Source organism: Ralstonia sp. R-29, assembly GCF_049913345.1.
Lineage (GTDB): Bacteria > Pseudomonadota > Gammaproteobacteria > Burkholderiales > Burkholderiaceae > Ralstonia.
The window spans coordinates 507,634-529,565 of record NZ_CP184377.1; the positions used below are offsets into that span (position 1 = coordinate 507,634).

General features: G+C 64.2%; 20 protein-coding genes and 1 tRNA gene. 11 read left to right on the top strand and 10 right to left on the bottom strand.

Translation table 11 applies throughout. The features are described 5' to 3' along the window. Positions 1-158: 158 nt before the first annotated feature. Together ACN9M1_RS02410 and ACN9M1_RS02415 are read left to right on the top strand one after the other, a co-directional pair. Positions 159-1,808 (top strand): DEAD/DEAH box helicase, encoded by a 1,650-nt coding sequence (locus tag ACN9M1_RS02410; protein WP_426397076.1) that lies wholly within the window; start codon positions 159-161, stop codon positions 1,806-1,808. A 5-nt stretch (positions 1,809-1,813) separates the two neighbouring features. Beyond that, complete coding sequence (locus tag ACN9M1_RS02415) at positions 1,814-2,851, top strand: serine/threonine protein kinase (RefSeq protein ID WP_426397078.1); 1,038 nt, start codon at positions 1,814-1,816, stop codon at positions 2,849-2,851. A gap of 140 nt (positions 2,852-2,991) precedes the next feature. On the opposite strand, the gene ACN9M1_RS02420 is transcribed toward ACN9M1_RS02415, so the two are convergent. Beyond that, positions 2,992-3,897: a pirin family protein gene (locus tag ACN9M1_RS02420; protein ID WP_426397080.1), complete on the bottom strand. Its 906-nt coding sequence runs from the start codon at positions 3,895-3,897 to the stop codon at positions 2,992-2,994. Positions 3,898-4,046: 149 nt separating this feature from the next. Here ACN9M1_RS02420 and ACN9M1_RS02425 point away from each other — a divergent pair, with 149 nt between their 5' ends. The 3 genes from ACN9M1_RS02425 (at position 4,047) to ACN9M1_RS02435 (ending at position 6,579) form a co-directional block, all read left to right on the top strand. Beyond that, positions 4,047-4,964 carry a LysR substrate-binding domain-containing protein gene (locus ACN9M1_RS02425; protein WP_426397082.1) on the top strand — a complete coding sequence of 306 codons (918 nt, stop codon included), beginning with the start codon at positions 4,047-4,049 and terminating at the stop codon, positions 4,962-4,964. A 464-nt stretch (positions 4,965-5,428) separates the two neighbouring features. Further along, the gene (locus ACN9M1_RS02430; protein WP_426397084.1) at positions 5,429-6,169 is read left to right on the top strand and encodes a response regulator transcription factor; all 741 of its coding nucleotides are present in this window, start codon (positions 5,429-5,431) and stop codon (positions 6,167-6,169) included. A 77-nt stretch (positions 6,170-6,246) separates the two neighbouring features. Further along, positions 6,247-6,579, top strand: a complete 333-nt coding sequence (locus ACN9M1_RS02435) for a cupin domain-containing protein (RefSeq protein WP_426397086.1) — start codon at positions 6,247-6,249, stop codon at positions 6,577-6,579. Here ACN9M1_RS02435 and ACN9M1_RS02440 read toward each other — a convergent pair. The 3 genes from ACN9M1_RS02440 to ACN9M1_RS02450 form a co-directional block, all read right to left on the bottom strand. Beyond that, a complete protein-coding gene (locus tag ACN9M1_RS02440; protein WP_426397087.1) occupies positions 6,563-7,141 on the bottom strand; it encodes a hypothetical protein in 579 nt (192 codons plus the stop codon). The genes ACN9M1_RS02435 and ACN9M1_RS02440 overlap by 17 nt on opposite strands. Before the next feature lie 18 nt (positions 7,142-7,159). Further along, entirely contained in the window at positions 7,160-8,356 is a 1,197-nt protein-coding gene (locus tag ACN9M1_RS02445) for an FAD-dependent oxidoreductase (RefSeq protein WP_426397089.1), read from the bottom strand. Positions 8,357-8,429: 73 nt separating this feature from the next. Beyond that, positions 8,430-9,077, bottom strand: coding sequence for a TetR/AcrR family transcriptional regulator (locus tag ACN9M1_RS02450; RefSeq protein ID WP_426397091.1), 648 nt, complete (start codon positions 9,075-9,077; stop codon positions 8,430-8,432). A 100-nt stretch (positions 9,078-9,177) separates the two neighbouring features. Between ACN9M1_RS02450 and ACN9M1_RS02455 the strand changes: the two genes are divergently transcribed. Together ACN9M1_RS02455 and ACN9M1_RS02460 are read left to right on the top strand one after the other, a co-directional pair. Beyond that, a complete protein-coding gene (locus tag ACN9M1_RS02455) occupies positions 9,178-10,704 on the top strand; it encodes a flavin-containing monooxygenase (RefSeq protein WP_426397093.1) in 1,527 nt (508 codons plus the stop codon). Positions 10,705-10,719: 15 nt separating this feature from the next. Further along, positions 10,720-11,676: an alpha/beta fold hydrolase gene (locus ACN9M1_RS02460; RefSeq protein WP_426397094.1), complete on the top strand. Its 957-nt coding sequence runs from the start codon at positions 10,720-10,722 to the stop codon at positions 11,674-11,676. 9 nt (positions 11,677-11,685) lie between these two features. Here the strand turns inward: ACN9M1_RS02460 and ACN9M1_RS02465 are convergent, their stop codons facing one another. The 3 genes from ACN9M1_RS02465 to ACN9M1_RS02475 form a co-directional block, all read right to left on the bottom strand. Further along, positions 11,686-11,907, bottom strand: a complete 222-nt coding sequence (locus ACN9M1_RS02465; protein ID WP_426398780.1) for a hypothetical protein — start codon at positions 11,905-11,907, stop codon at positions 11,686-11,688. Positions 11,908-12,194: 287 nt separating this feature from the next. Continuing rightward, positions 12,195-12,271: transfer RNA gene (locus ACN9M1_RS02470), tRNA-Met, on the bottom strand. A gap of 48 nt (positions 12,272-12,319) precedes the next feature. Continuing rightward, positions 12,320-14,023, bottom strand: a complete 1,704-nt coding sequence (locus ACN9M1_RS02475; protein ID WP_426397095.1) for an MFS transporter — start codon at positions 14,021-14,023, stop codon at positions 12,320-12,322. Between the two features lie 499 nt (positions 14,024-14,522). Here ACN9M1_RS02475 and ACN9M1_RS02480 point away from each other — a divergent pair, with 499 nt between their 5' ends. From ACN9M1_RS02480 to ACN9M1_RS02495, 4 genes are all read left to right on the top strand, one after another. After that, on the top strand, positions 14,523-14,828 hold the full coding sequence (locus tag ACN9M1_RS02480) for a DUF485 domain-containing protein (RefSeq protein WP_426397097.1): 306 nt from the start codon (positions 14,523-14,525) through the stop codon (positions 14,826-14,828). Next, positions 14,825-16,555, top strand: coding sequence for a cation acetate symporter (locus ACN9M1_RS02485; RefSeq protein ID WP_426397099.1), 1,731 nt, complete (start codon positions 14,825-14,827; stop codon positions 16,553-16,555). The genes ACN9M1_RS02480 and ACN9M1_RS02485 overlap by 4 nt, the downstream gene beginning before the upstream one ends. 64 nt (positions 16,556-16,619) lie before the next feature. After that, the gene (locus tag ACN9M1_RS02490) at positions 16,620-18,446 is read left to right on the top strand and encodes a DUF294 nucleotidyltransferase-like domain-containing protein (RefSeq protein WP_426397101.1); all 1,827 of its coding nucleotides are present in this window, start codon (positions 16,620-16,622) and stop codon (positions 18,444-18,446) included. Between the two features lie 16 nt (positions 18,447-18,462). Next, a complete protein-coding gene (locus ACN9M1_RS02495; protein ID WP_426397103.1) occupies positions 18,463-19,113 on the top strand; it encodes a 3'-5' exonuclease in 651 nt (216 codons plus the stop codon). A 7-nt stretch (positions 19,114-19,120) separates the two neighbouring features. Here ACN9M1_RS02495 and ACN9M1_RS02500 read toward each other — a convergent pair whose 3' ends face one another. The 3 genes from ACN9M1_RS02500 to ACN9M1_RS02510 are packed head-to-tail and all read right to left on the bottom strand — an operon-like array spanning position 19,121 to position 21,682. Further along, on the bottom strand, positions 19,121-19,423 hold the full coding sequence (locus tag ACN9M1_RS02500; RefSeq protein WP_426397104.1) for a sodium/substrate symporter small subunit: 303 nt from the start codon (positions 19,421-19,423) through the stop codon (positions 19,121-19,123). Continuing rightward, positions 19,420-20,979, bottom strand: coding sequence for a sensor histidine kinase N-terminal domain-containing protein (locus ACN9M1_RS02505; protein WP_426397106.1), 1,560 nt, complete (start codon positions 20,977-20,979; stop codon positions 19,420-19,422). The genes ACN9M1_RS02500 and ACN9M1_RS02505 overlap by 4 nt, the downstream gene beginning before the upstream one ends. Then, a complete protein-coding gene (locus tag ACN9M1_RS02510; RefSeq protein WP_426397107.1) occupies positions 20,972-21,682 on the bottom strand; it encodes a response regulator in 711 nt (236 codons plus the stop codon). The genes ACN9M1_RS02505 and ACN9M1_RS02510 overlap by 8 nt, the downstream gene beginning before the upstream one ends. Positions 21,683-21,932 lie beyond the last annotated feature (250 nt).

Sequence of the window (21,932 nt, forward strand, 5' to 3'; positions counted from 1 at the left end):
TCGCAAAACGGCGTCGCGACACGGCACCCTGTTAAACTACGCCCCTTCTTGCAGTCCATGCAGTCCCCGGGGTCCAGTCGCCCCGTCACCTACCCAGGCTTTGTCCACGATTGGCGCACGAACGAATGCGCGGGACACGCCGGTCCAATCGCTTTTCCATGTCGTTTTCCGAACTCGGCTTGTCAGACAAGCTGGTACGCGCCGTGGCCGAACTCGGCTACACCGAACCCACTCCGATTCAACGCCAGGCCATCCCCGCAGTCCTTAAGGGCGGTGACCTGCTCGCCGGTGCACAGACCGGCACCGGCAAGACCGCCGGTTTCACGCTGCCGCTGCTGCATCGCCTCTCCGCCACGCAACCGAACAAGGTGCAGACGCCCAACGGCATGCGCTTCCCGATCCGCGCGCTGGTGCTCACCCCTACGCGTGAACTCGCCGCGCAGGTGGAAGAGAGCGTGCGCGCCTATGGCAAATACCTGCCGCTGAAGTCGATGGTGATGTTCGGCGGCGTCGGCATCAACCCGCAGATCGACGCGCTCAAGCGCGGTGTCGATATCGTCGTGGCCACGCCGGGCCGTCTGCTGGACCACGTGGGCCAGCGCACCATCGACCTGTCGCACATCGAACTGCTGGTGCTGGACGAAGCTGACCGCATGCTCGACATGGGCTTCATCCACGACATCCGCAAGATCCTCAACATCCTGCCGCCGAAACGCCAGAACCTGCTGTTCTCGGCAACGTTCTCGGATGACATCCGCGAACTGGCCGACCGCCTGCTCGACAAGCCGGCGCTGATCGAAGTCGCGCGCCGTAACACCACGGCCGAGACGGTCGAGCAGCGCATCTACCCGGTGGACCGCGAGCGCAAGCGCGAACTGCTGGCCAAGCTCGTGCGCGACAACGACTGGCATCAGGTGCTGGTCTTCACGCGCACCAAGCACGGCGCGAACCGTCTGGCCGAGCAGCTCACGCGTGACGGCATTTCGTCGCTGGCGATTCACGGCAACAAGAGCCAATCGGCGCGCACGCGTGCGCTGTCGGAGTTCAAGGCCGGGACGCTGCGCGTGCTGGTCGCCACCGACATCGCTGCACGTGGCATCGACATCGATCAACTGCCGCACGTGGTCAACTTCGACCTGCCGAACGTGCCGGAAGACTACGTGCACCGGATCGGCCGCACGGGCCGCGCAGGTGCGCAGGGTGAGGCGATCTCGCTGGTCTGCGTGGACGAGCACGGCCTGCTGCGCGACATCGAACGCCTGATCAAGCGCGAACTGCCGCGCACCGTGCTGGAAGGTTTCGAGCCGGATCCGAGCATCGCGCCAGAGCCGATTCCGAATGGCCGCAACTCGGCCGGCCGCGGCGGTAATGCGCGTGGTGGCCGCCCGGGCGGTGGTCGCAGCCAGCAACCGCGCCAAGCGGCCGGCGGCAACGCTGCGCCGCGCGAGCCGCGCGCTCCGCGTGAGCCCCGCGAACCGCGTCGTGAGTCGAGTGGCAATGGTCAGGGCCAAAGCCAAGGTCAGGGTCGTAACGGCGGCGGCAGCCGCCAACGACAAGCACAAGGCCAGCGTGACGGCCAGGCTGCACCGAAGCCGCAGGGCGGCCATCGCAACGGCGCAGGCAACGGTCAATCGCAGGGGCGTGGTCAGCGCCAGGGCCAAGCGCAAGGCAACGGGCAGGGCGGTCAGCGTCGTTCGTCGAACACGCAAGCCGCACAACCGGCGCAGAAGGCTGCGCAACCGGCCAAGCAGCCGTTCAACGGTCTGTTCGCCAAGGCTGCTGCATTGCTGGGCGGCCGCAAAGCCTGACGCTCATGCGTGACGACGACGGCCAACCGGCATCAACTGACGCCCCGTACGACGGCCTGACGCCCGACAGCATCCTCGATGCGCTGGCGCAGGTCGGGCTGATGCCGGACGGCCGCATGTTCGCGCTCAATAGCTACGAGAACCGCGTCTACCAGGTCGGCGTGGAAGACAGCGCGCCGGTGGTGGTCAAGTTCTACCGCCCCGGCCGCTGGAACGACGCGCAGATCGTCGAGGAACACGCGTTCACCGAGGAGCTCGCCGCCGCCGAGATCCCCGTGATCGCGCCGCTGGCAATCGACGGCCGCACGCTGCACGCCTTCGAGCGCTGGCACTTCGCGGTCTTCCCGCGCTGCGCCGGCCGCGTGCCCGCAATCGACCGCGACGACACGCTCGAATGGATGGGCCGTTTCCTCGGCCGCATCCACGCCGTGGGCGCGCAACGCCCGTTCATGGCGCGGCCTGCGCTCGACATCGACACCTTCGGCGTGCAATCGCGCGATTGGCTGCTCGAACACGATTTCATCCCGCCCGACTTGCTGCCCGCCTGGCGCAGCGTGGCCGATGCCGCGCTCGACGGCGTACGCCGCTGCTACGACCGCGCAGGCGATGTGACATTGCTGCGCCTGCATGGCGATTGCCATGCGTCGAACGTTCTCTGGATCGAAGAGGCCGACGCCAAGCAAGGCGACCCGCTGCGCAGCGCTGGCCCGCACTTCGTCGACTTCGATGACAGCCGCACCGGCCCCGCCGTGCAGGATCTGTGGATGCTGCTCTCGGGCGATCGCGCGTCGATGCAATCGCAGCTCGCCAGCCTGCTGGCCGGCTACGAAGATTTCTGCGAATTCGACACGCGTGAGTTGTATCTGGTGGAAGCGCTGCGCACGCTGCGGCTGCTGCACTACAGCGCGTGGTTGGCGCGTCGCTGGAATGATCCGGCGTTCCCTGCCGCGTTTCCGTGGTTCAACACGCAACGCTACTGGCAGGACCGGGTCTTGGAATTGCGCGAGCAGATCGCGCTGTTGGACGAACCGCCGCTCTGGTGAGGTCCACCAAAAGAAGGGTAAGGCTGCGCTGAAAAACGTAGCGAGCGGCCCGAGGTTGAACCGAGAAGCACAGCCGTACACGGGTACGGCGAGCATCACAGGTTCAAGATCGGGCCGCGCAGTAGTTTTGCAGCGTGGCCTTACGCGAACTTGCCGGCCTGGAAGTCTCGCACGGCCTGGAAGATCTCTTCCTGCGTGTTCATCACAAACGGGCCGTACTGCGCGATCGACTCGTTCAGCGGCTTGCCTGCGATCAGCAGCACGCGGGTCTCTACATCCTCCGCGCGGATCACAACACCGTCGCTGCCTTCCGTGTTGGCAAGAATGGCCATCTGCTTGTCATCCACGCGCTGCAGGCCAGCGTTGCCCGGGGCATCGGCATCGCCCACCAGCGCGCTGCCACGGAACACGTAGACAAACGCGTTGTGCTTTTCGGGCAGCGGCTGCGCGAACGATGTACCGGCCGGCAGCGTGATGTCGAGGTACAGCGGCTGCGTCGCTTCCCGCGTCATCGCACCTTGCACGCCTTGCGACTCACCGGCGATCACGCGCACCGCCACGCCATCTTCCGTCGTGAACTCGGGAATTTCGGCCGACGGAATATCGCGGTACCACGGCGTCGTCATCTTGTCGCGCGCGGGCAGGTTCAGCCAGAGCTGGAAGCCTTCCATCACGCCATCTTCCTGCTCCGGCATCTCGGAGTGCACGACGCCGCTGCCGGCGGTCATCCACTGCACGCCGCCATGTTGCAGCAGGCCTTCGTTGCCGGCGCTGTCGCGGTGGCGCATGCGGCCCGCGATCATGTACGTCACCGTTTCAAAGCCGCGGTGCGGGTGATCGGGGAAGCCGGCCAGGTAGTCGTTCGGGTCATCACTGCGGAACGCGTCGAGCATCAGGAAGGGATCGAGCCGGCGTTGCAGGTTGTTCGTCAGCACGCGCGTGAGCTTCACGCCCGCACCGTCCGACGTCGGCCGGCCGGTGACGAGGCGCTCCACACGGCGAGCACGTTGCACTTGCTGTACTTGCGGTTGTGCGAGGGTTTCCATGTTGTTCTCCTGGAATCGGGGATTTGTCATACCGCAAATGTAGGGTGGTTGCCCCGTCTGCACTAGTCGGTTATTGTGGGAAAAAATGTTGCTCCCGGCGAGACAATCAAAACCACAGCCGGCGAGCGCGCCCATTACAGGAGGAAACCATGGATTTGAACCAACTGGCGCTGTTCGTGCGCGTGGTTGAAGCGGGCAGCTTCACCGCAGCGGCGACGCGACTGGATTTGCCCAAATCGTCCGTCAGCCGGGGCATTGCTGCGCTCGAACAAGATTTGAACGTGCGACTGTTACAGCGCACCACCCGCACCTTGCATCTCACTGACGCGGGGCAGAGCCTATACCAAGTGGCGTCCCAGGCGCTGGAAGAGATCGAACGCGCCACGACCTGCGCCGGGGAATTGCAGGATCTGCCGCGCGGCAAGGTGCGGATCACCTCCTCCGAAGATGTCGGGCGCTTACTTGTCGCCCCGGTGGCGGCGCGCTTCATGCAGCAGTATCCGGATATCGATTTGGACGTGGTACTGACGCCGCGCAATGTCGATCTTGTACAGGAAGGCTTTGATCTCGCTGTGCGCGTGGGTCGCCTCGCCGATAGCTCGCTGGTCGCACGGCCGCTGGGCGTGCTGCGTATTGGTCTGTTCGCGTCACCCGATTACCTGCAAAAGCGCGGTGCGCCGCAGACCGTGCAGGCGCTGGCCGACCATTGCTGCCTCGACTTTCGCGGCACCGGCCGCGGCGAAACGCAATGGCGCCTGGTCGGCCCCGATGGCCTGAAAACGGTCGCGGTACGCGCACGGTTGAATGCCGATAGCCTCTCGTATCTGGAAACACTCATCGCGTCCGGCGCCGGCATCGGCCCGCTGCCCCTCTATGCGAGCGCCGTGGCGCGTGCCAATGCGCCACTGCCGCGCTTGGTGCGCGTGCTGCCCGATTACGCCACCAGCGGCGAGCCCATCAATCTCGTCACGCCCTCTGCGCGCTTCGTGCCCAAGCGCGTTCGCCTGTTGATCGACATGCTGACGGAGTCGATTCGGCAAGAGCTGGAAAACGCGGATCCCACCTAAGACACGGCTGTTCCACCGGCGGGATGGTTGGTCAAATGTTGTCACGGTTGATCCGGCAGTGCGCATCGCACGGCATCATGCGCATTCGTGTGCCGGACAAGTACGTCGGACCCTCCTTGACGTCACCCCCGTGAAGCACTGCAGCGCGTCCCCCCGGTGTGTTGCAGTGTGTTCGGCATACGCGACCCTTGGGTGTTTCTGATCCCGTCACGTTGTGGGAAACACCGCCGCCCGGACCTCGTTGTCCGGGCTTTTTTTTGCCCGATTTTCGCTAACGCACACGGGTCAGGGTGTTTCAAGGTCTTCACAAATTAGGACTCTTCTCATGGTTCGTAGCAAACCTCGCCATGAAAATTGCAGACACGTAACACATGCAACGGATCGCGCTATGCCGCGACTGATTGGGTGCAATTTGTACCCCCGCCATCCCGGCACGCATGTGCGCAATATTCATGGAGCCAAACATGCGAATCGCCTTGCTTGAAGACGATCCCTTCCAGAGCGAAGTCATCGTCCAGATCCTGTCCCAATCGGGCCACGACGTGGTGACCTATACCGACGGCGCGACGCTGCTGCGCATGCTCGGCCGTTCTTCGTACGACATGCTGATTCTCGACTGGCATACGCCGGGCATGCTCGGCATTGACGTGCTGAGCGTGGTGCGCAGCCGCCACAAGGATGTGTTGCCGATCCTGTTCGTCACGGCCGAAGAAGGCGAGAAGAGCCTCGTGCGCGCGCTCACGCAAGGCGCGGATGACTACATCGCCAAGCCGTTCCGTATTCCCGAGCTGCGTGCGCGCGTCGATGCGCTGCTGCGCCGTGCGTATCCGATTCCGTATGGCCGCCTGCCGTTTGATGTGGGGCCGTATCACTTCAACCCGCAGCGCCAGCAGGTCACGCTGCACGGCGAGCCGGTCACGCTGACAGGGATCGAGTTCCAGCTCGCGCTGCTGCTATTCTCGAACGTGGGCCGCACGCTGTCGCGTGACCACATCTTCGGGCAGGTGTGGGGCCGCAATTCGTCGGAATACACGCGCACGATCGACAGCCACGTTTCGCGCATCCGGATGAAGCTGAACATCGAGCCGGTGAACGAAGTGCGCCTGGTGGCGGTGTACAAGCACGGTTATCGCCTGGACCACCTCAAGCCGGTGGATGACATGGGCGCGCTGGCCGACACCGACGCGATGGCGTACGACGAATAAGCGCACACCGGTCAACCCACGCATCGGGCGACGTTGCGGGAAAGCGGCGTCGCCCGTTTTACATGGTGGCCGCTGGTATGCTCGCGGCATTCCATTTTTCTGCCGAGGCCGGTGTGTCGCTTGTCAACCTCATTGCCGTTGCGGATGCGCTGCCGCAAGCGTGGTCGTCGCGCGTGCTGGAGCGATTTGGCGGCGGCAACTTCAAGGTGCTGCGCATGGATGGCACGCCGTATCCCGACGAGGTACACGACTACGCGGAAGGCTTGCTGGTCATCGACGGCGAATTGCGCTTGCGTATTCACGGCGCGCCGGTGACGGTGTCGCGCGGGGAGGTCTACGTGGTGCCGGCCGGTGTGCCGCACAGCGTGGATGCGGGCAGCGCGGGCACGCTGGTTATTCTGGACGTGTAAGTGGGGCAGCCGGCGTTTCGGCAAGCTGCTTGATCCGCCGCAGTATCGTCCGGCGGATCAGCCCGCTTGGCAGGCGAATCAACAGCCAATACGGCGTAAAGCGGCGTCGCGATGCGGCATCCGGACAGTACACGCAGGTGCGCGTAGTCAGCCGCGTGCCGGCGCCGTCTGGCTCGGCAACAAACGTCATCACCAGTTTGGGCACGCCGGGCGTTGAAAATGCGCGGAATGCATCGGCGTTGACGCGGATGAGCCCAGCGGTCGGCTCCCAGAAGCGGCCGATCAGCCCGAAAGCGAGTTCGCGATCTGCATCGCGGCCAAGCGGTATGAACTCGTGCAAGCCGAAACCCGCATCGACACGGCGTTCGCCGACAGGCTTGCCCAGTGCGGCGGCAATGCGCGCGGGCACGGCACGCAACTCCAGAAATAACTTCACGAGCGGGAAGCCCGCTACGTCCAATTGCGGCACCATGTCCAGCACGCGGCCCGGCGCCGCGTCGATGCGGATTTGATGCTGCTCGCTGAACTGGGGTTCAGGCAGGAACGTCTGTAGCAGATGCATGGACTGGGGTTGGTGGCGTTATGCCTGGGGATCTTCGCTGGCAGGGGCGGCGGTAAATGCGGCATCGCGTGCGGGCGGCTCCGCCAGGCTGCGCTTCATCAGCCAGGTAACGCCCGGGATACGCAGGCCGGTGGCGAACACCACGTCGCGCATCCACCCGCCGTATTGCGCCTGGAAGCACGGCGTGAGCGCGCGGCTGAGCGTCTGGTAAGCCTGCACGGTGCGCAGCCGGCGTGCGTGGTAAGCGAGCGCGCCATCGGTGGCGCCATGTGCTTGCACGCATGAGGCCAAAGCCAATGCATCCTGCGCGGCCAGTGTGGCGCCCAGACCGAGTTGCGGGCTCATCGCGTGGGCGGCGTCACCGATCACGCAGAAGGGCGGCTTGGCAAGCGCGCGCGGCCACGTGTGGCGGTAGACGGCGAACGACAGATCATCGTGCGAGCGTATCTGCTCGACCACGGGCGCTGCCTGGGGCCAGAGGCTCAGCACGTGCGCTTTCCACTGGGCGATGTCGCTCTGACGCCAGGCTTGCACGGCGTCGGCGCGCAGGCTCCAGAACATCGACAGGCGCGTGCGGGTGCCATCCACGTCGGTGGGCAACAGGCCCATCATCTCGCGCGTGCCGCGAAAGCGTTGATGCAGCACGCGCGCATCCCATCCTTCAGTCCACGCTTGAAACCACAACGTGCCCCAGCGGTAGGTGCTCGATGGGCCGGCCAGCCCGGCAGGCTCGCGCAGTGAGGAGGCCGCGCCATCGGCAATCACAAACAGGTCGAATGTCGATTCGCCCTGCGCATGGGTGATGTGGGCTTGCGCGCCATCACGTTGCAGTTGTTCGATGCCGCAGCCGAAGTGAAAGATCGCGCCAGCGCGTAGAGCGGCGTCGTACAACATCGAGGAGATTGCGGCGCGCGTGACTGCCCGGCCGGGCGCGTCGGCGTAGTCGATGTCGAGCAGGCGCCAGCCGCGATGGCTCAGGCCGATCAGTCGATCGATTGGCGCGCCAATGCCTTCCAGCTCGCGGCCCACGCCGAGGGCCTCCAGCGCGCGGATACCCTGCGGCTGGATCAACAGGCCCGCGCCCATGGCGGTCAGTTGCGGATGTTTTTCGAAGACGTGGACATCGTGTCCCTGGCGGGCAAATGCAATGGCGGCGGCAAGGCCGGCGTTGCCTGCGCCGGCAATGCCGATGCGCAGCGAGCGGGGTGCAGTCATGAAAGGAAAGCGTGGCGGATCGTTTGCCCGAAATGATAACGATACGCCGCGCACGTTAAGGCAGTTCGCGTGGTCAGCCTAGTGTCGTTGCGTGCAGCGTGCCGAGTAGGACGCGGCGGCAGTTGCGGACCATGGTGTCTTCGGGATCACGATAGCCGGTCAGCAGCCAAGCGGCGCCCACGTTGGTCATGGCGCCTACGAGCGCGAGGCCGAGGATGCGGGCGTCGGCGCGGACATCGGCGCCCTCCGTGCCGGACGGCAGGGCGAGCGTCATGATTTGCTTGCCGAACTCCAGCAGGTTGCGCTGGTACGTCGCATCGGTTTCGGGGCTCACGCCCATCACCTCCAGCAGCAGTACGCGCGCAGCGCAGGGATCGCGCAGGAAGGCGAAGAACGCGTGCAAGCCCGCATCGATACGGGCTTCCAGGCTCCCCTCGACGCCCGCAATGGCTTGCGAGACATCCGCACGCAGGTGTTCGGCGTGGTGCTGATAGGTGGCGCGCAGCAGGGCTTCCAGGCTCTCGAATGCAGCGTAGAAATAGCGGTCATTGAGCTTCGCCGCTTGGCACACGGCACGCACCGTGGTCTTGCGGAATCCCACCGTGCCGAAGACTTGCGTGGCTGCGCAGATCAGCGCATCGCGGCGCTCCGCGGCACGCGCCTCTGACGCCACACCCCCATACGGGCGGCCTTTTCTGGCCGTTTCAAATGTTTTCTCCATTTCCCAATTTGACGTTAGGGCGCCTGAAAATTAAATTGGTGACAACGCACACCACATTTAAGGCGAAATCCGCCGCGCCGCCAACAGGAGACCGGACCACATGGAGACGACCACCGCGTACGCAGTGCCTGACACGGACTTCGACGTGCTGATCGTCGGGGCCGGCCTTTCCGGCGTGGGCGCCGCGTATCACCTGCAAGAGCGCTGCCCCTCGGCGCGCTTCGCCATCTTGGAAGGGCGCGAAACCATCGGCGGCACGTGGGACTTGTTCCGCTACCCTGGCGTCCGCTCCGACTCCGACATGTTCACGCTGGGTTACAGCTTCCGCCCGTGGCACAGCGACAAGGCCATCTCCGATGGCCAGACCATCCTCGACTACATCCGCGATACCGCACGCGTATTCGGCATCGACAAGTCGATCCGCTTCCGCCACAAGGTGACGGGCGCCAGCTGGGATTCGTCCGTTGCGCGCTGGACCGTGCAGGCTTTGCGCAGTGATGGCACCAGCGGCACCCGTGAGGAGCCAGTGCGCTTCACCTGCAAGTTCCTCTACATGTGCAGCGGCTACTACGACTATGCAGAAGGTCATGCGCCGACGTGGCCCGACATGGACCGGTTCCAGGGCCGCATCGTGCATCCGCAGCATTGGCCGAGCGATCTGTCATACGCCGACCAGCGCGTGGTCGTGATCGGCAGCGGCGCGACGGCCGTCACGCTGGTGCCCGCCATGGCCGAGACGGCGCGGCACGTGACGATGCTGCAGCGCTCGCCCACCTATATCGTGTCGCGCCCGGAGCAAGACGCCGTGGCCAACATGCTGCGACGCTGGCTGCCGTCGGGGCTCGCGCATCGCCTCGTGCGCACCAAGAACGTGCTGCTGACGATGTACTTCTACAGCCTGGCGCGCCGCAAGCCCAAGACGTTCAAGGATTTCATCATCCGCATGGCGGGCAAGCAGCTGGGCCCCGAATTCGACGTGCGCAAGCACCTCACGCCGCACTACAACCCGTGGGACCAGCGCCTCTGCCTCGTGCCGAATGGCGATCTGTTCAAGACGATCCGTGCGGGCAAGGCGTCCATCGCCACCGATGAGATCGCGCACTTTACGGCCACGGGCCTGCAACTCAAGAGCGGTGCGCATCTTGATGCAGACGTGATCGTCACCGCGACCGGGCTCAAGCTGAAGGTGCTGGGCGGGGCGTCCATCACGATCGACGGTCGTCCGGTGAACCTGGCGGATACGGTGTCGTACAAGGGCATGATGTACAGCGGCGTGCCGAACCTCGCGTCATCGTTCGGCTACACCAATGCCTCGTGGACGCTCAAGGCGGAGCTGATTGCACAGTACGTCTGCCGCTTGCTCAATCACATGCAGGCCAATGGGTTTGATACGTGCATGCCACGTCTTGACGATGAAGCCATGGGCCGCGAACCCGCCGTCGACCTAACCTCGGGCTACATCCAGCGCGCCGCATCCATCCTGCCCAAGCAGGGCACGAAGCAGCCGTGGAAGTCGTATCAAAACTACGCGCGGGATGTGCTGATGCTCAAGTTCGGCACGCTTGCGGATAGCGCCATGCAATTCGAGCGCCGCGCGCAGCCGGCCGGTGCTGAGCAACCTGCCTAACGAAGCGAGAACACTGTGACCCAAATTGTCCTGTTGGTGATTGGGCTGGTGCTTGCGGCGCCGGTTGCGTTCACGTTCTTCATCGCCCGCCGTGTTGTGAAGGGCTTTCCCCCGGAAGGCCAGTTCATCGACGTGGGCGGTGACCGCGTGCACTACGTCGATCGCGGCCAGGGCCCGGCCATCGTGCTCGTGCATGGCCTGTGCGGCAATCTGCGTAACTTCGCCTACCTGGATTTGGAGCGGCTGGCGCAGTCCCACCGCGTGATTGCGATCGACCGGCCCGGTTCTGGCCGCTCCGCGCGCGGGGCCGATTCCACTGCCAACATCTACGCCCAGGCACGCGTGGTCGCGCAGTGCATCGAGGCACTCGGGCTCGACAAGCCCGTGTTGGTCGGGCATTCGCTGGGTGGCGCGATTGCGCTGGCGGTGGGGCTGAATCATCCGCGCCTGGTTCGCCGCCTCGCGTTGATTGCGCCGCTGACGCACGCCGAAAACGCACCGCCGGGCGCGTTCGGCGGCTTGGTGCTGCCGTCGCCGCTGGTGCGCCGGCTGGTGTCGTGGACGCTGGCGATTCCCCTGTCGATTGTGAATTCGCGCAAGGCCGTCGAAGCTGTGTTCGCGCCGGAATCGATGCCGAAGGATTTTCCGTTCAAGGGTGGTGGCTTGCTGGGACTGCGCCCGCAGGTGTTCTATGCGGCGTCGTCGGATCTGGTTTCCGCGCCGGAGGATCTGCCGGACATGGAGCGTCGCTATGCGTCGATGGCAGTGCCTGTGGACGTGCTGTACGGCCGGGGCGACCGCATCCTAAACGTCAAACGCCAGGGCGAGGCGCTCAAGCAGAAGCTCGACCGAGTGAATCTGCGCGTGGTGGAAGGCGGGCACATGCTGCCCGTGACACAGCCCGCGTTGACGACAGAGTGGGTGCTCGGTGTTGCCGCCTCGACGCCTGCGCAGGCCGAGGCCGTTGCGTAGGAGCGCGCTTTAGCCGCGACGCACCCAGATCACCTTGCCGTTTTGTAGGCCGAGGTTTCGGCGTTCTTCACGGTAGTCCATCGTGCCCGGCAGCGCTTTGCCGTCGCGCTCGCTGATGCGCCAGAGGCAGCCGGCCAGCAGCGCCGTGGCTTCCTGCTCCGATTTGCCGATGAGTGCGTCGTCCGTTGTCGGTGCGTGGCATGTGCCGCCGGCGTGCGTGGGATCGGTCATGGCGATGTCTTTTCCGGTCGGGACAGGTTCGGTGCCGGCAGTGGTGCATGCGGCCATGCCAGCGACGGCGACCGTGGTGATAAGCGTGGCAAATCGGGTCATGCGGGCTCCGGGTTGGTGTGCTGGTTGAGTGGCGGGCGTGCAGAAGTATCGACGCTGTGCTGCCCGCATGCCAGATTTGCTGTCGGGGAGGAGGATCGCGGCCAGCAGGGAGCGACAGCGGAGGCCGGCCGAGAAGGGACGGCAGAAAAGCAAAAAGCCCTGCCGAAGCAGGGCTTTTTGGTATTTGGTGGCGAATCAGGGACTCGAACCCCGGACCTGCGGATTATGATTCCGTCGCTCTAACCGACTGAGCTAATTCGCCGAAGAAGCGGGATTCTACCGGTTTCTGAGGATGTGTCAACCCCCTTCGTCAATCGTTGCGATAAATATCCACATCCTTGGTCTCCCGTACGAACAGCGCGCCGATCACGAAGGTAATGGCGGCGATCCAGATCGGGTACCACAGCCCGTGATAGATATTGCCGTTCTGCGCCACCAGGGCGAACGAGATGGTCGGCAGCAGCCCCCCGAACCAGCCGTTGCCGATGTGATACGGCAGCGACATCGACGAGTACCGGATGCGCGTCGGGAACAGCTCCACCAGCATCGCCGCGATTGGCCCGTAGACCATGGTTACGTAGATCACCAGGATCACCAGGATCACCAGCACCATGACCGTGTTCATCTGGGCCGGATCGGCCTTGGTCGGGTAGTTGGCCGCCTTGAGCGATTCCGCCACCTGCTTCTTGAAGTCGGCGATCTTGGTCTTGCTGTCGGCGTCGAATGCCTGGCCGTCGGCCGTGCGGCTGGCGTTGAGCGAGGCGATCTCCCGGCCGGCGATCGTCACCGTGGCGACGGTGCCGGCGGGGGCGTCTTCCGACTCATAGCTGGCCGACGATTGCGCCAGCGTGCGCTTGGCGATGTCGCAGGACGAGCGGAAATCCACTTCCCGGGCGATCGGGCTGCCTTGGAACGAGCATTCCTTCGGATCGGCCTTGACGACGATCTGCGCAGTTTGCTGCGCGCGCTCCAGTGCCGGGTTGGCGTAGTGCGTGAGCGCCTTGAACAGCGGGAAGTACGTCAGCACGGCCAGCAGGCACCCACCCATGATGATCCACTTGCGGCCGACGCGGTCCGACAGCGAGCCGAAGAACACGAAGAACGGCGTGCCGATGGCCAGCGCCACCGCAATCAGCACGTTGGCCGTGAACGCGTCCACCTTCAGCACTTGCGTGAGGAAGAAGAGCGCGTAGAACTGGCCCGTGTACCAGACTACGGCCTGACCAGCGGTGAGCCCGATCAGCGCCAGGATCACGATCTTCAGGTTGCGCCATTGGCCGAAGGATTCGGTCAGCGGGGCTTTGGAGGTCTTGCCCTCGGCCTTCATCTTCTGGAATGCCGGCGATTCGCTCATCGACAGGCGGATATACACCGACGTGGCAAGCAGCAGGATCGACACCAGGAACGGAATGCGCCAGCCCCAATCGTCGAACGACTTGCCGGTCAGCTCACGCACCACAAGGATGACGATCAGCGAGAGGAACAGGCCCAGCGTGGCGGTGGTCTGGATCCACGACGTGTAGGCACCACGGCGACCGTGCGGTGCGTGTTCGGCAACGTACGTGGCAGCGCCGCCGTACTCACCGCCCAGCGCCAGGCCCTGCAGCATGCGCAGCGCGATCAGGATGACCGGCGCAGCCACGCCAATCGTGCTGTACGAGGGCAGCAGACCGACGATGAACGTTGACGTACCCATGATCACGATGGTGATCAGGAACGTGTACTTGCGCCCGATCATGTCGCCCAGGCGGCCGAACACCAGCGCGCCGAACGGGCGCACCAGAAAGCCCGCCGCAAACGCCAGCAGCGCAAAGATGAATGCCGCCGTCGGGTCCAGCCCCGAGAAGAACTGCTTGGCGATGATGGCGGCCAGCGACCCGTAGAGATAGAAGTCGTACCATTCGAACACCGTCCCCAGTGACGAGGCGAAGATGACCTTCTTCTCCTCTCGTGTCATGGGCGCGGGCTGCATGCGCCCGGCGGGCGCATTCGGTGCACTTTGCACGGTTGCCATGTTGTCTCCTGATTTTTTGGATCATCCCGCTGGGCATGGACATGACAACGCAACACGGGCGCCCGCAGAACTGTGAACGATTGTGGAAAGCGAAACTTACGGCGTTCTGACAAAGGGATGTGCGTCGCGTGCGCCACGAACCCTCCGCGATCCCAACAAAATCAAAGACTTGGGTATTTCAAGCACGCGAGATGACGCTGCAGGTTCGCCGCTGTGTCTAGTGCGTTGCATCATCCAACACAACCCAAATGCGCTGCGGGCCACAACGCAATTGAGAGCGCTGCCAATGTGCATACGCACAAAAATCGCACGCTGCTGATGTCGCTCTTCCGCGCAATCTGAAACACCGCGGCATCGCAGCGGGCAGCACGGCCGTCCGCATCGCTAGGGAAAACCACTATCGGTGGAAAGCCATTGAAGGGAGGCCGAGTAAGAGTTCAGTCAGTTTCGCCAATAAGAATCGGCGCACTCGTTCCAAGAGAGATAGAGGAGACAGGCGATGGATTCATTGGTAGGAAAAATCGAGGCGCATCCGAAATATGCGCAACTCAAGCAACGGCGCAACAAGCTCGGCCTCGTTCTGACGGTGCTGATGCTGGTCGTGTACTACGGCTACATCGCGCTGATCGCATTCGACAAGCCGTTTCTCGCCAAGCCCTTGGGCGCTGGCGTGATGAGCGTAGGGGTGCCGGTGGGCATGGCGGTGATCGTGTTCACCATCGTCATTACGGGCATTTACGTGCGCCGCGCGAATAGCGAATACGACCAACTGACGCAGGACATCCTGAAGGACATCGCCAAATGAAGAAGCATTTTTCAACGATGCTGGTGGCGCTGCTTGCCGCTGGCGCTTGTGGTGCGGTGTTCGCCGCCGGCGGCGATGTTGGACAGACCGCCAAGCAGGCCACCAACACCACCGCCATCGTGTTGTTTGCGCTCTTCGTGGCAGGCACGCTGTGGATCACCAAGTGGGCGGCCAAGCGCACGCGCTCGGCGGCGGATTTCTACACGGCGGGCGGCGGCATCACCGGCTTCCAGAATGGCCTGGCGATCTCCGGCGACTACATGTCGGCGGCGTCGTTCCTGGGCATTTCCGCAGCCGTCATGACCTCGGGCTATGACGGGCTGATCTACTCGATCGGCTTTCTGGTCGGCTGGCCCATCATCACCTTCCTGATGGCCGAGCGGCTGCGCAACCTGGGCAAGTTCACCTTTGCCGATGTGGCGGGCTATCGCTTCGAGCAAGGCCCGATCCGCAGCTTTGCCGCGGTGGGCACGCTGGTCGTGGTGGCGTTCTACCTGATCGCGCAGATGGTCGGTGCCGGTCAGCTCATCAAGTTGCTGTTTGGCCTGGACTACTGGATTGCCGTGGTCATCGTCGGCGCGCTGATGATGGTCTACGTGCTGTTTGGCGGCATGACGGCCACGACCTGGGTGCAGATCATCAAGGCCTGCCTGCTGCTGGCGGGTGTGACGTTCATGGCGATCATGGTGCTGGCGCAATACGGTTTCAGCCCGGAAGCGCTGTTTGCCAAGGCGGTTGAGGTGAAGACGGCGATTGCCGCCAACGCCGGCAAATCGCCCGACGAGGCTGCCAAGATCGGCCTGTCGGTAATGTCGCCGGGCGGCTTCATCAAGGATCCGATTTCTGCCATCTCGTTCGGCATGGCGCTGATGTTCGGCACGGCTGGGCTGCCGCACATCCTGATGCGTTTCTTTACGGTGCCGGACGCCAAGGAAGCGCGTAAATCGGTGTTCTGGGCGACCACCTGGATCGGCTACTTCTACATCCTGATCTTCATCATCGGCTTCGGCGCGATCACGCTGGTGCTGACGAACCCCGAGCTGTCCGATGTGGCCAAGGGTGTGATCAAGGGCGGTGCGGGCACGGCCAATATGGCTGCAGTGCTGGTGGCCAAATCGGTGGGCGGCGATGTGTTCTACGGCTTCATCTCGGCCGTGGCGTTTGCCACGATCCTGGCGGTGGTGGCAGGGCTCACGCTGTCGGGCGCTTCGGCGGTGTCGCATGACCTGTATGCCACGGTCTTCAAGCACGGCAAAGCCAACAGCGCCGATGAGCTGCGTGTGTCGCGCATCACCACGCTGGTGCTAGGCGTGATCGCTGTGCTCCTGGGCATTGCCTTCGAGAAGCAGAACATCGCCTTCATGGTGTCGCTGGCGTTTGCGGTGGCGGCGTCAGCCAACTTTCCGGTGCTGTTCCTGTCGATGCTGTGGAAGGGCTGCACCACCCGTGGCGCGGTCATCGGTGGCTTCCTGGGCTTGATCTCGTCGGTGGGTTTGACGATCGTGTCGCCGTCGGTGTGGGAAGCCACGCTCGGTTATCCGAAGGGCTCGGCGTGGTTCCCGTACACCTCGCCCGCGCTGTTCTCCATGACGATCGGCTTCGTTGGCGTGTGGCTCTTCTCGGTGCTGGACACCAGCGTGCGTGCCAAGAACGAGAAGGCGTCGTTCGCCGCGCAGCAGGTGCGCTCCGAAACGGGCCTCGGCGCGGCTGGCGCATCGGGCCACTGAGCGAGCACGGCACGCTGAGCGAGGGCAGGGCGATGCATCGCGTCGCCCACCCTCTGCAGCCACCATGCCCAGCACATTCAACTTCTCCGTCTGGCCGTTCGATTGCCTGAGCCAGGACGAACGGCGCCTGGTGCATGACGCCGTCGACATCGGCTATTACCCAGAAGGCGACGTCATTCTCGATGTGGGCGCGGCACCGCTGTACCTGTTTGTGATCATCAAGGGCGGCGTTGCCCAATACGATGGCGACGAGTTGGTCGCCACCTATGGCCCCGACGATTGCTTCGACGGCCGCGCGCTGGTCGCGGGCAAGGCCAGCAGCCGCTTCGTCGCCACTGAAGAAGTCGTCGCCTATCAAATCGCGCGCCAGGCGGTGCGCGACCTCATTGCCGCCAATGCCACATTTGGGGCACTGCTGTTCTCAGATCTCGGCAGCAAGCTCAGCGCCATCGCGCAGCGGCAGAGCCTGGAAACGATGCAGTCGCTGGCGGTGTCCCGCGTGAGCGATGCGTTTATCCGGCCCGCCCATTTTGTGGATGCGGACACGGATGTCGTCTCCGTGGTCGAGCTGTTCCAGGCGCACAACACGTCGAACGTGCTGGTACGTGACGGTGCCTGCAGTCCGCCGCGCGTGGGCATCTTTACACGCAGTTCCTTGCAGCGCGCCATCCTCCATGGCACGCCGCTCGATCGTTTGCCGGTCGGCCAGATGAGCCAGTTTTCGCTCATCACCGTGCCCGCTTCCGCGCAGATCGGCGATGCGCTGACCCTGATGCTGCGCCATCGCGTGCACCGCCTCGTCGTCACGCGTGATGATGCGATTGTCGGCCTGCTGGAATCGCTGGATGTGTTCAGCTTTCTGGCCAACCACTCGTATCTGCTGACCGTGCAGATCAACCTCGCGCAGGATCTCGACGCACTCGCGCAGGTGGCCGCGCAGATCACGCGGATGGTGGCGCTGCTCCTGCGTGGCGGCTCACGTGTGGACCACATCGCCCACCTCGTGCGCGAAATCAACGCGCGCCTGTTTGAGCGCGCGTGGCAGATGATTGCGCCGCCGGATCTTGTCGCCAACAGCTGCCTGTTCGTCATGGGCAGCGAGGGGCGGGGCGAGCAACTGCTCAAGACCGATCAGGACAACGCCCTGGTGCTGCGCGACGGCTACGTGCCACCGCCCGACTTGCAGCAGATCGTCGAACGTTTCTCCGAAGCGCTCGCCGCGTTTGGTTACCCACCGTGCCCGGGCGGCATCATGCTCAGCCGGCCAGAGTGGTGCATGAGCGCAAGCGACTTCGCTCGGCGCATCCGTGAATGGCTGATCCTGCCGAGCCCGGAAGGCCTGATGCAGCTCGCGATCTTCTTTGATGCGCACGCCGTGTGCGGCGATGCCACCTTGCTCAAGCAACTGCGTCGCACCTTGCTGGACCTGACGCTCGACAACGACGCCGTACTCGGCCGTTTTTCCGCTGCCATTGAAGCCTTTAGCACGGCCTCGGGCTGGCGCGATCGCCTGCTCGGATTGGGCGATGCCGACCCCGTACTCGACGTGAAGAAGGAAGGCATTTTCCCCATCGTTCACGGCGTGCGCAGCCTTGCGCTGGCGCACCACCTGCTCGACGAGACCGGCACCGTGCCGCGTCTGGAAGCGCTGGTGCGTGCGCAAGCGATCGACGCGCAGATGGCCAATGAGCTACGTGAAAGCCTGCACTTCCTGATGACGTTGCGGCTCAAGGCGGGGTTGGCAGACATCGACGCGCATCAGCCGGTGTCGGGTGATGTGCATCTGTCGCACCTGTCGTCGTTGGAGCGGGATCTGCTCAAGGATGCGCTGAGCGCGGTCAAGCGCTTCAAGGCGCTGTTGCGGCAGCGCTGGCGCACCGAATGGATGTAACTGCGCGCAGGCCATCATGACGACGCTGTTTTCCGACTGGCGAGATGCGCTGCAAAGGCGCCGCCTGTTGCGCAAGCTGCGTGATCCGGCGTTCCGCTTCCTGTTCGACACGCCGCCTGCTGACGAATGGGTCGCGCTCGATTGCGAAACCACTGGCCTGAATGTGCGCACCGACGAGATCATTTCCATCGGCGCGGTTCGCATTGTTGGCAACCGCGTGCTGACGAGTGAACGCCTGGAATTGCTCATCAAGCCGCAGCGCAATGTGGGTGCAGAGAGCATCTGCGTGCATCGCTTGCGCAAACGCGATTTGGAAGAGGGTGTGCCGATCGAGCAGGCCATCCGCGCGCTGCTGCACTTCATCGGCAGCCGGCCGCTGGTGGGCTACTACCTGGAGTTCGATGTGGCGATGCTCAATCGCGTGTTGGTGCCTATGCTTGGCATTGGCCTGCCGCAGCCTAGGATCGAAGTCTCCGCGTTGTACTACGATTACCGGTTCCAGCAGTTGCCGCCGTATCGGCAACAAGGGGATCCCGACATCGACCTGCGTTTCGCCACGCTCATGCGCGAGCTCGAACTGCCAACGTGGGACGCGCACGACGCGCTCAACGATGCGGTGATGGCCGCGCTGGCCTTCGTCAAACTCCGCCAGCTCGGCGCGACATGACAGTCGCTTAGATCGACGGCGGCGGTGAGGACTCAGTCGGGGGCGTGTGGGCGGCCTCTGCGTCTTCCTCGGCAGCCGCTGCACGATTGGTGCGCCACGCATACAGCACCGTGATCAGCACATAGACGATGGGCGCCCCTTGGCTGGCCACCCAATACGCGAACGGCCAGCCAAAAATGTGCATCGACAAATCGCGCGCGAAGAACGCCACGACGAACGTCACCACAAACCATATCCCCAGCAGCGCAGCAATCCAGCGCATGTTGGTGATCCAGCGTCGACGTGCTGGGGTGCCGGGCGTGATGCTCATACGCTCGGCGCCTCATCCGGCGCGCAGCGGTGCAGCGTGATGCGAAAACGCGCGCCCGCCAGCCGCGGCGATGCCTGGTACACGTTATCGAGCACCTCGATATCGCCGCCATGCTGCTGCACGATTTCCCGCACGATGGCCAAGCCCAGTCCGCTGCCTTCCGCCTGCGTACCGAGGATGCGATAGAAGCGCTGCATGACGCGTTCCCGCTCGGCCACGGGAATGCCGGGGCCGGTGTCGTCCACGTCAATAAAGACGAACGGCTCGAACGGCGCCGTGGTGATGCGCACCGTGATGTGCCCGCCGTCGGGCGTGTAGCGGATCGCGTTGTCGAGCAGGTTGTTGAGCATCTCGGCAAGCATCGTCGCGTTGCCGGGCGTCATGACGGGCGGGCCGGGCTCTTCGAAGCCGAGATCGATCTGCTTGGCCCACGCCTTGGGCAGCCAGTCGGCCACGACTTGGCGCGACAGCGCGCAAATGTCCAGCGGCACCATGCCATCGGTCGCACCCATGTTCTCCATGCGCGCCAGCGAGAGCAGTTGCTTGACGAGGTGCGCGGTGCGGTCCGAGCTGTCAGCGATATGCGCGAGTGTGCGGCGCAGTTCGTCCGGCGATTGTTCACGCTGGGCCAATTCGGCTTGCATGCGCAGACCCGCCAGCGGCGTCTTCATCTGATGTGCCGCATCGGCAATGAAGCGCTTCTGTGTCTGCACCGATTGCTCCAGCCGCCCCAGCAGATCATTGAATGACGCCACTAGCGGCGTCAGTTCTTGCGGCGCTGCGCCTTCATCAATGGGGCTCGTGTCGCCCGGGTTACGCGCGCGAATACGCTCCTGGATTGCATTGAGCGGCGCCAGCCCGCGCGTGAGCCCGAACCAGACGAGGATGACGGCCAGCGGCAGGATCACGAACTGCGGCAGGATCACGCCCTTGATGATTTCGTTGGCCAGTTGCGCGCGCTTGTCGAGCGTCTCTGCCACCTGTACCAGCGCCGGTTTGCCGCCGTCGATGCCTGGGCGCTGCACATACGTATAGGCCACGCGGATGTCCGCGCCATGGATCCGATCGTCGCGCAACTGCACGAGGCCACCGGCACCGGTGTCTTCCTCGGGCGGCAGCGGCAGGTCGCGGTCGCCGGAGACGAACTCGCCGTTCGTGCCGAGCACTTGGTAATAGATGTTGTCCGTCTCATCCGCCCGCAGAATTTCCCGCGCGGAAATCGGCAACTGCAGCGTTACGCGCCCGTTCACTTCGCGCAATTGCTGGCTGAGCACGATCGCGCTCGATTCCAGCGCGCGGTCGTACGGCGCGTTCGCAATCGACTTGGCCACGAGGTACGTCACCGCAATGCTCATCGGCCAGAGCAACAGCAGCGGCGCGAGCATCCAGTCGAGAATCTCGCCGAAGAGCGAGCGCGCGACGGGCCGGGTGGCGTCGTCTTCGAGGTGGGGCAGGGTATCGGCGAGGTCGCGGTCGTCCGCCTGGGGCGCCGCACTGGCAGGGTCAGGCTGCGGTGCGCGAGGACGGCGCCACGGCCAAGCCAGCCGATCACCCATGGGCGGCGGTTGCAGCGGGGGTGGGTGCGGCCGCGCGTTCCAGGCAGTAGCCCAGCCCGCGCACGGTGGCGATGCGGATGCCGTCCACCTCGATCTTCTTGCGCAGCCGGTGAATGTAGACCTCGATGGCGTTGTTGCTGACTTCCTCGCCCCAACCGCACAGGTGGTCGACCAACTGTTCCTTCGAGACGAGCCGGCCTACGCGGGCGAGCAGAATCTCCAGCAGGCCGATCTCGCGCGCCGACAATTCGACCAACTGATCGTGGATATAAGCGATGCGCCCGACCTGATCGAACGCGAGCGGCCCGTGGCGGATCAGCGTGGCCCCGCCGCCTGCGCCGCGCCGCACCAGCGCCCGCACGCGTGCTTCCAGCTCAGAGAGCGCGAATGGCTTGGCCATGTAATCATCAGCGCCCAGGTCCAGACCCTTGACGCGCTCTTCCACACTGTCGGCGGCGGTCAGGATCAGCACCGGCAGCATTGCCCCGCGCGAGCGCAGGCGTTTGAGCACCTCTAGCCCCGACATGCGCGGCAGGCCCACGTCGAGGATCAGCAGGTCATAGGTCTGGGCCGTCTGCGCAGAGAGCGCAGCATCGGCGGTGGCCCCATCGGAGGCTTGGTCGACGGCATAGCCGGCCTGGCGCAGCGAGCGTGTGAGCCCGTCGGCCAGGGTGGCGTCGTCTTCGGCAATCAGGATGCGCATGCGTGTCTCCCCGCGATGCTTGGGCGAGTGTCTGGCTCGCCCGTCCCGCCCGCTACATGGTTTTTGCGCGACATTCGTGTTGGAGACTTGTCAAAACCACTGGTTTTTTATACAGTACTCCGAATTCGCGGTGCTGTAGTCTTGGCGGCGCTAAAGTCATGGAATTGGGCCGTATCAAGGCGATCACCTCGCGGCCCGTTGTTGCAGACAACCGCTGGAATCGCAAGCCCTTGCGGCCCATTTATACACC

Excerpts from the sequence above, each read along its gene's own strand:
- ACN9M1_RS02410 (WP_426397076.1), top strand. The coding sequence starts at position 159 with ATGTCGTTTTCCGAACTCGGCTTGTCAGACAAGCTGGTACGCGCCGTG.
- ACN9M1_RS02415 (WP_426397078.1), top strand. The coding sequence starts at position 1,814 with ATGCGTGACGACGACGGCCAACCGGCATCAACTGACGCCCCGTACGAC.
- ACN9M1_RS02420 (WP_426397080.1), bottom strand. The coding sequence starts at position 3,897 with ATGGAAACCCTCGCACAACCGCAAGTACAGCAAGTGCAACGTGCTCGC.
- ACN9M1_RS02425 (WP_426397082.1), top strand. The coding sequence starts at position 4,047 with ATGGATTTGAACCAACTGGCGCTGTTCGTGCGCGTGGTTGAAGCGGGC.
- ACN9M1_RS02430 (WP_426397084.1), top strand. The coding sequence starts at position 5,429 with ATGCGAATCGCCTTGCTTGAAGACGATCCCTTCCAGAGCGAAGTCATC.
- ACN9M1_RS02435 (WP_426397086.1), top strand. The coding sequence starts at position 6,247 with ATGCTCGCGGCATTCCATTTTTCTGCCGAGGCCGGTGTGTCGCTTGTC.
- ACN9M1_RS02440 (WP_426397087.1), bottom strand. The coding sequence starts at position 7,141 with ATGCATCTGCTACAGACGTTCCTGCCTGAACCCCAGTTCAGCGAGCAG.
- ACN9M1_RS02445 (WP_426397089.1), bottom strand. The coding sequence starts at position 8,356 with ATGACTGCACCCCGCTCGCTGCGCATCGGCATTGCCGGCGCAGGCAAC.
- ACN9M1_RS02450 (WP_426397091.1), bottom strand. The coding sequence starts at position 9,077 with ATGGAGAAAACATTTGAAACGGCCAGAAAAGGCCGCCCGTATGGGGGT.
- ACN9M1_RS02455 (WP_426397093.1), top strand. The coding sequence starts at position 9,178 with ATGGAGACGACCACCGCGTACGCAGTGCCTGACACGGACTTCGACGTG.
- ACN9M1_RS02465 (WP_426398780.1), bottom strand. The coding sequence starts at position 11,907 with ATGACCGATCCCACGCACGCCGGCGGCACATGCCACGCACCGACAACG.
- ACN9M1_RS02475 (WP_426397095.1), bottom strand. The coding sequence starts at position 14,023 with ATGGCAACCGTGCAAAGTGCACCGAATGCGCCCGCCGGGCGCATGCAG.
- ACN9M1_RS02480 (WP_426397097.1), top strand. The coding sequence starts at position 14,523 with ATGGATTCATTGGTAGGAAAAATCGAGGCGCATCCGAAATATGCGCAA.
- ACN9M1_RS02485 (WP_426397099.1), top strand. The coding sequence starts at position 14,825 with ATGAAGAAGCATTTTTCAACGATGCTGGTGGCGCTGCTTGCCGCTGGC.
- ACN9M1_RS02490 (WP_426397101.1), top strand. The coding sequence starts at position 16,620 with ATGCCCAGCACATTCAACTTCTCCGTCTGGCCGTTCGATTGCCTGAGC.
- ACN9M1_RS02495 (WP_426397103.1), top strand. The coding sequence starts at position 18,463 with ATGACGACGCTGTTTTCCGACTGGCGAGATGCGCTGCAAAGGCGCCGC.
- ACN9M1_RS02500 (WP_426397104.1), bottom strand. The coding sequence starts at position 19,423 with ATGAGCATCACGCCCGGCACCCCAGCACGTCGACGCTGGATCACCAAC.
- ACN9M1_RS02505 (WP_426397106.1), bottom strand. The coding sequence starts at position 20,979 with ATGGGTGATCGGCTGGCTTGGCCGTGGCGCCGTCCTCGCGCACCGCAG.
- ACN9M1_RS02510 (WP_426397107.1), bottom strand. The coding sequence starts at position 21,682 with ATGCGCATCCTGATTGCCGAAGACGACGCCACCCTGGCCGACGGGCTC.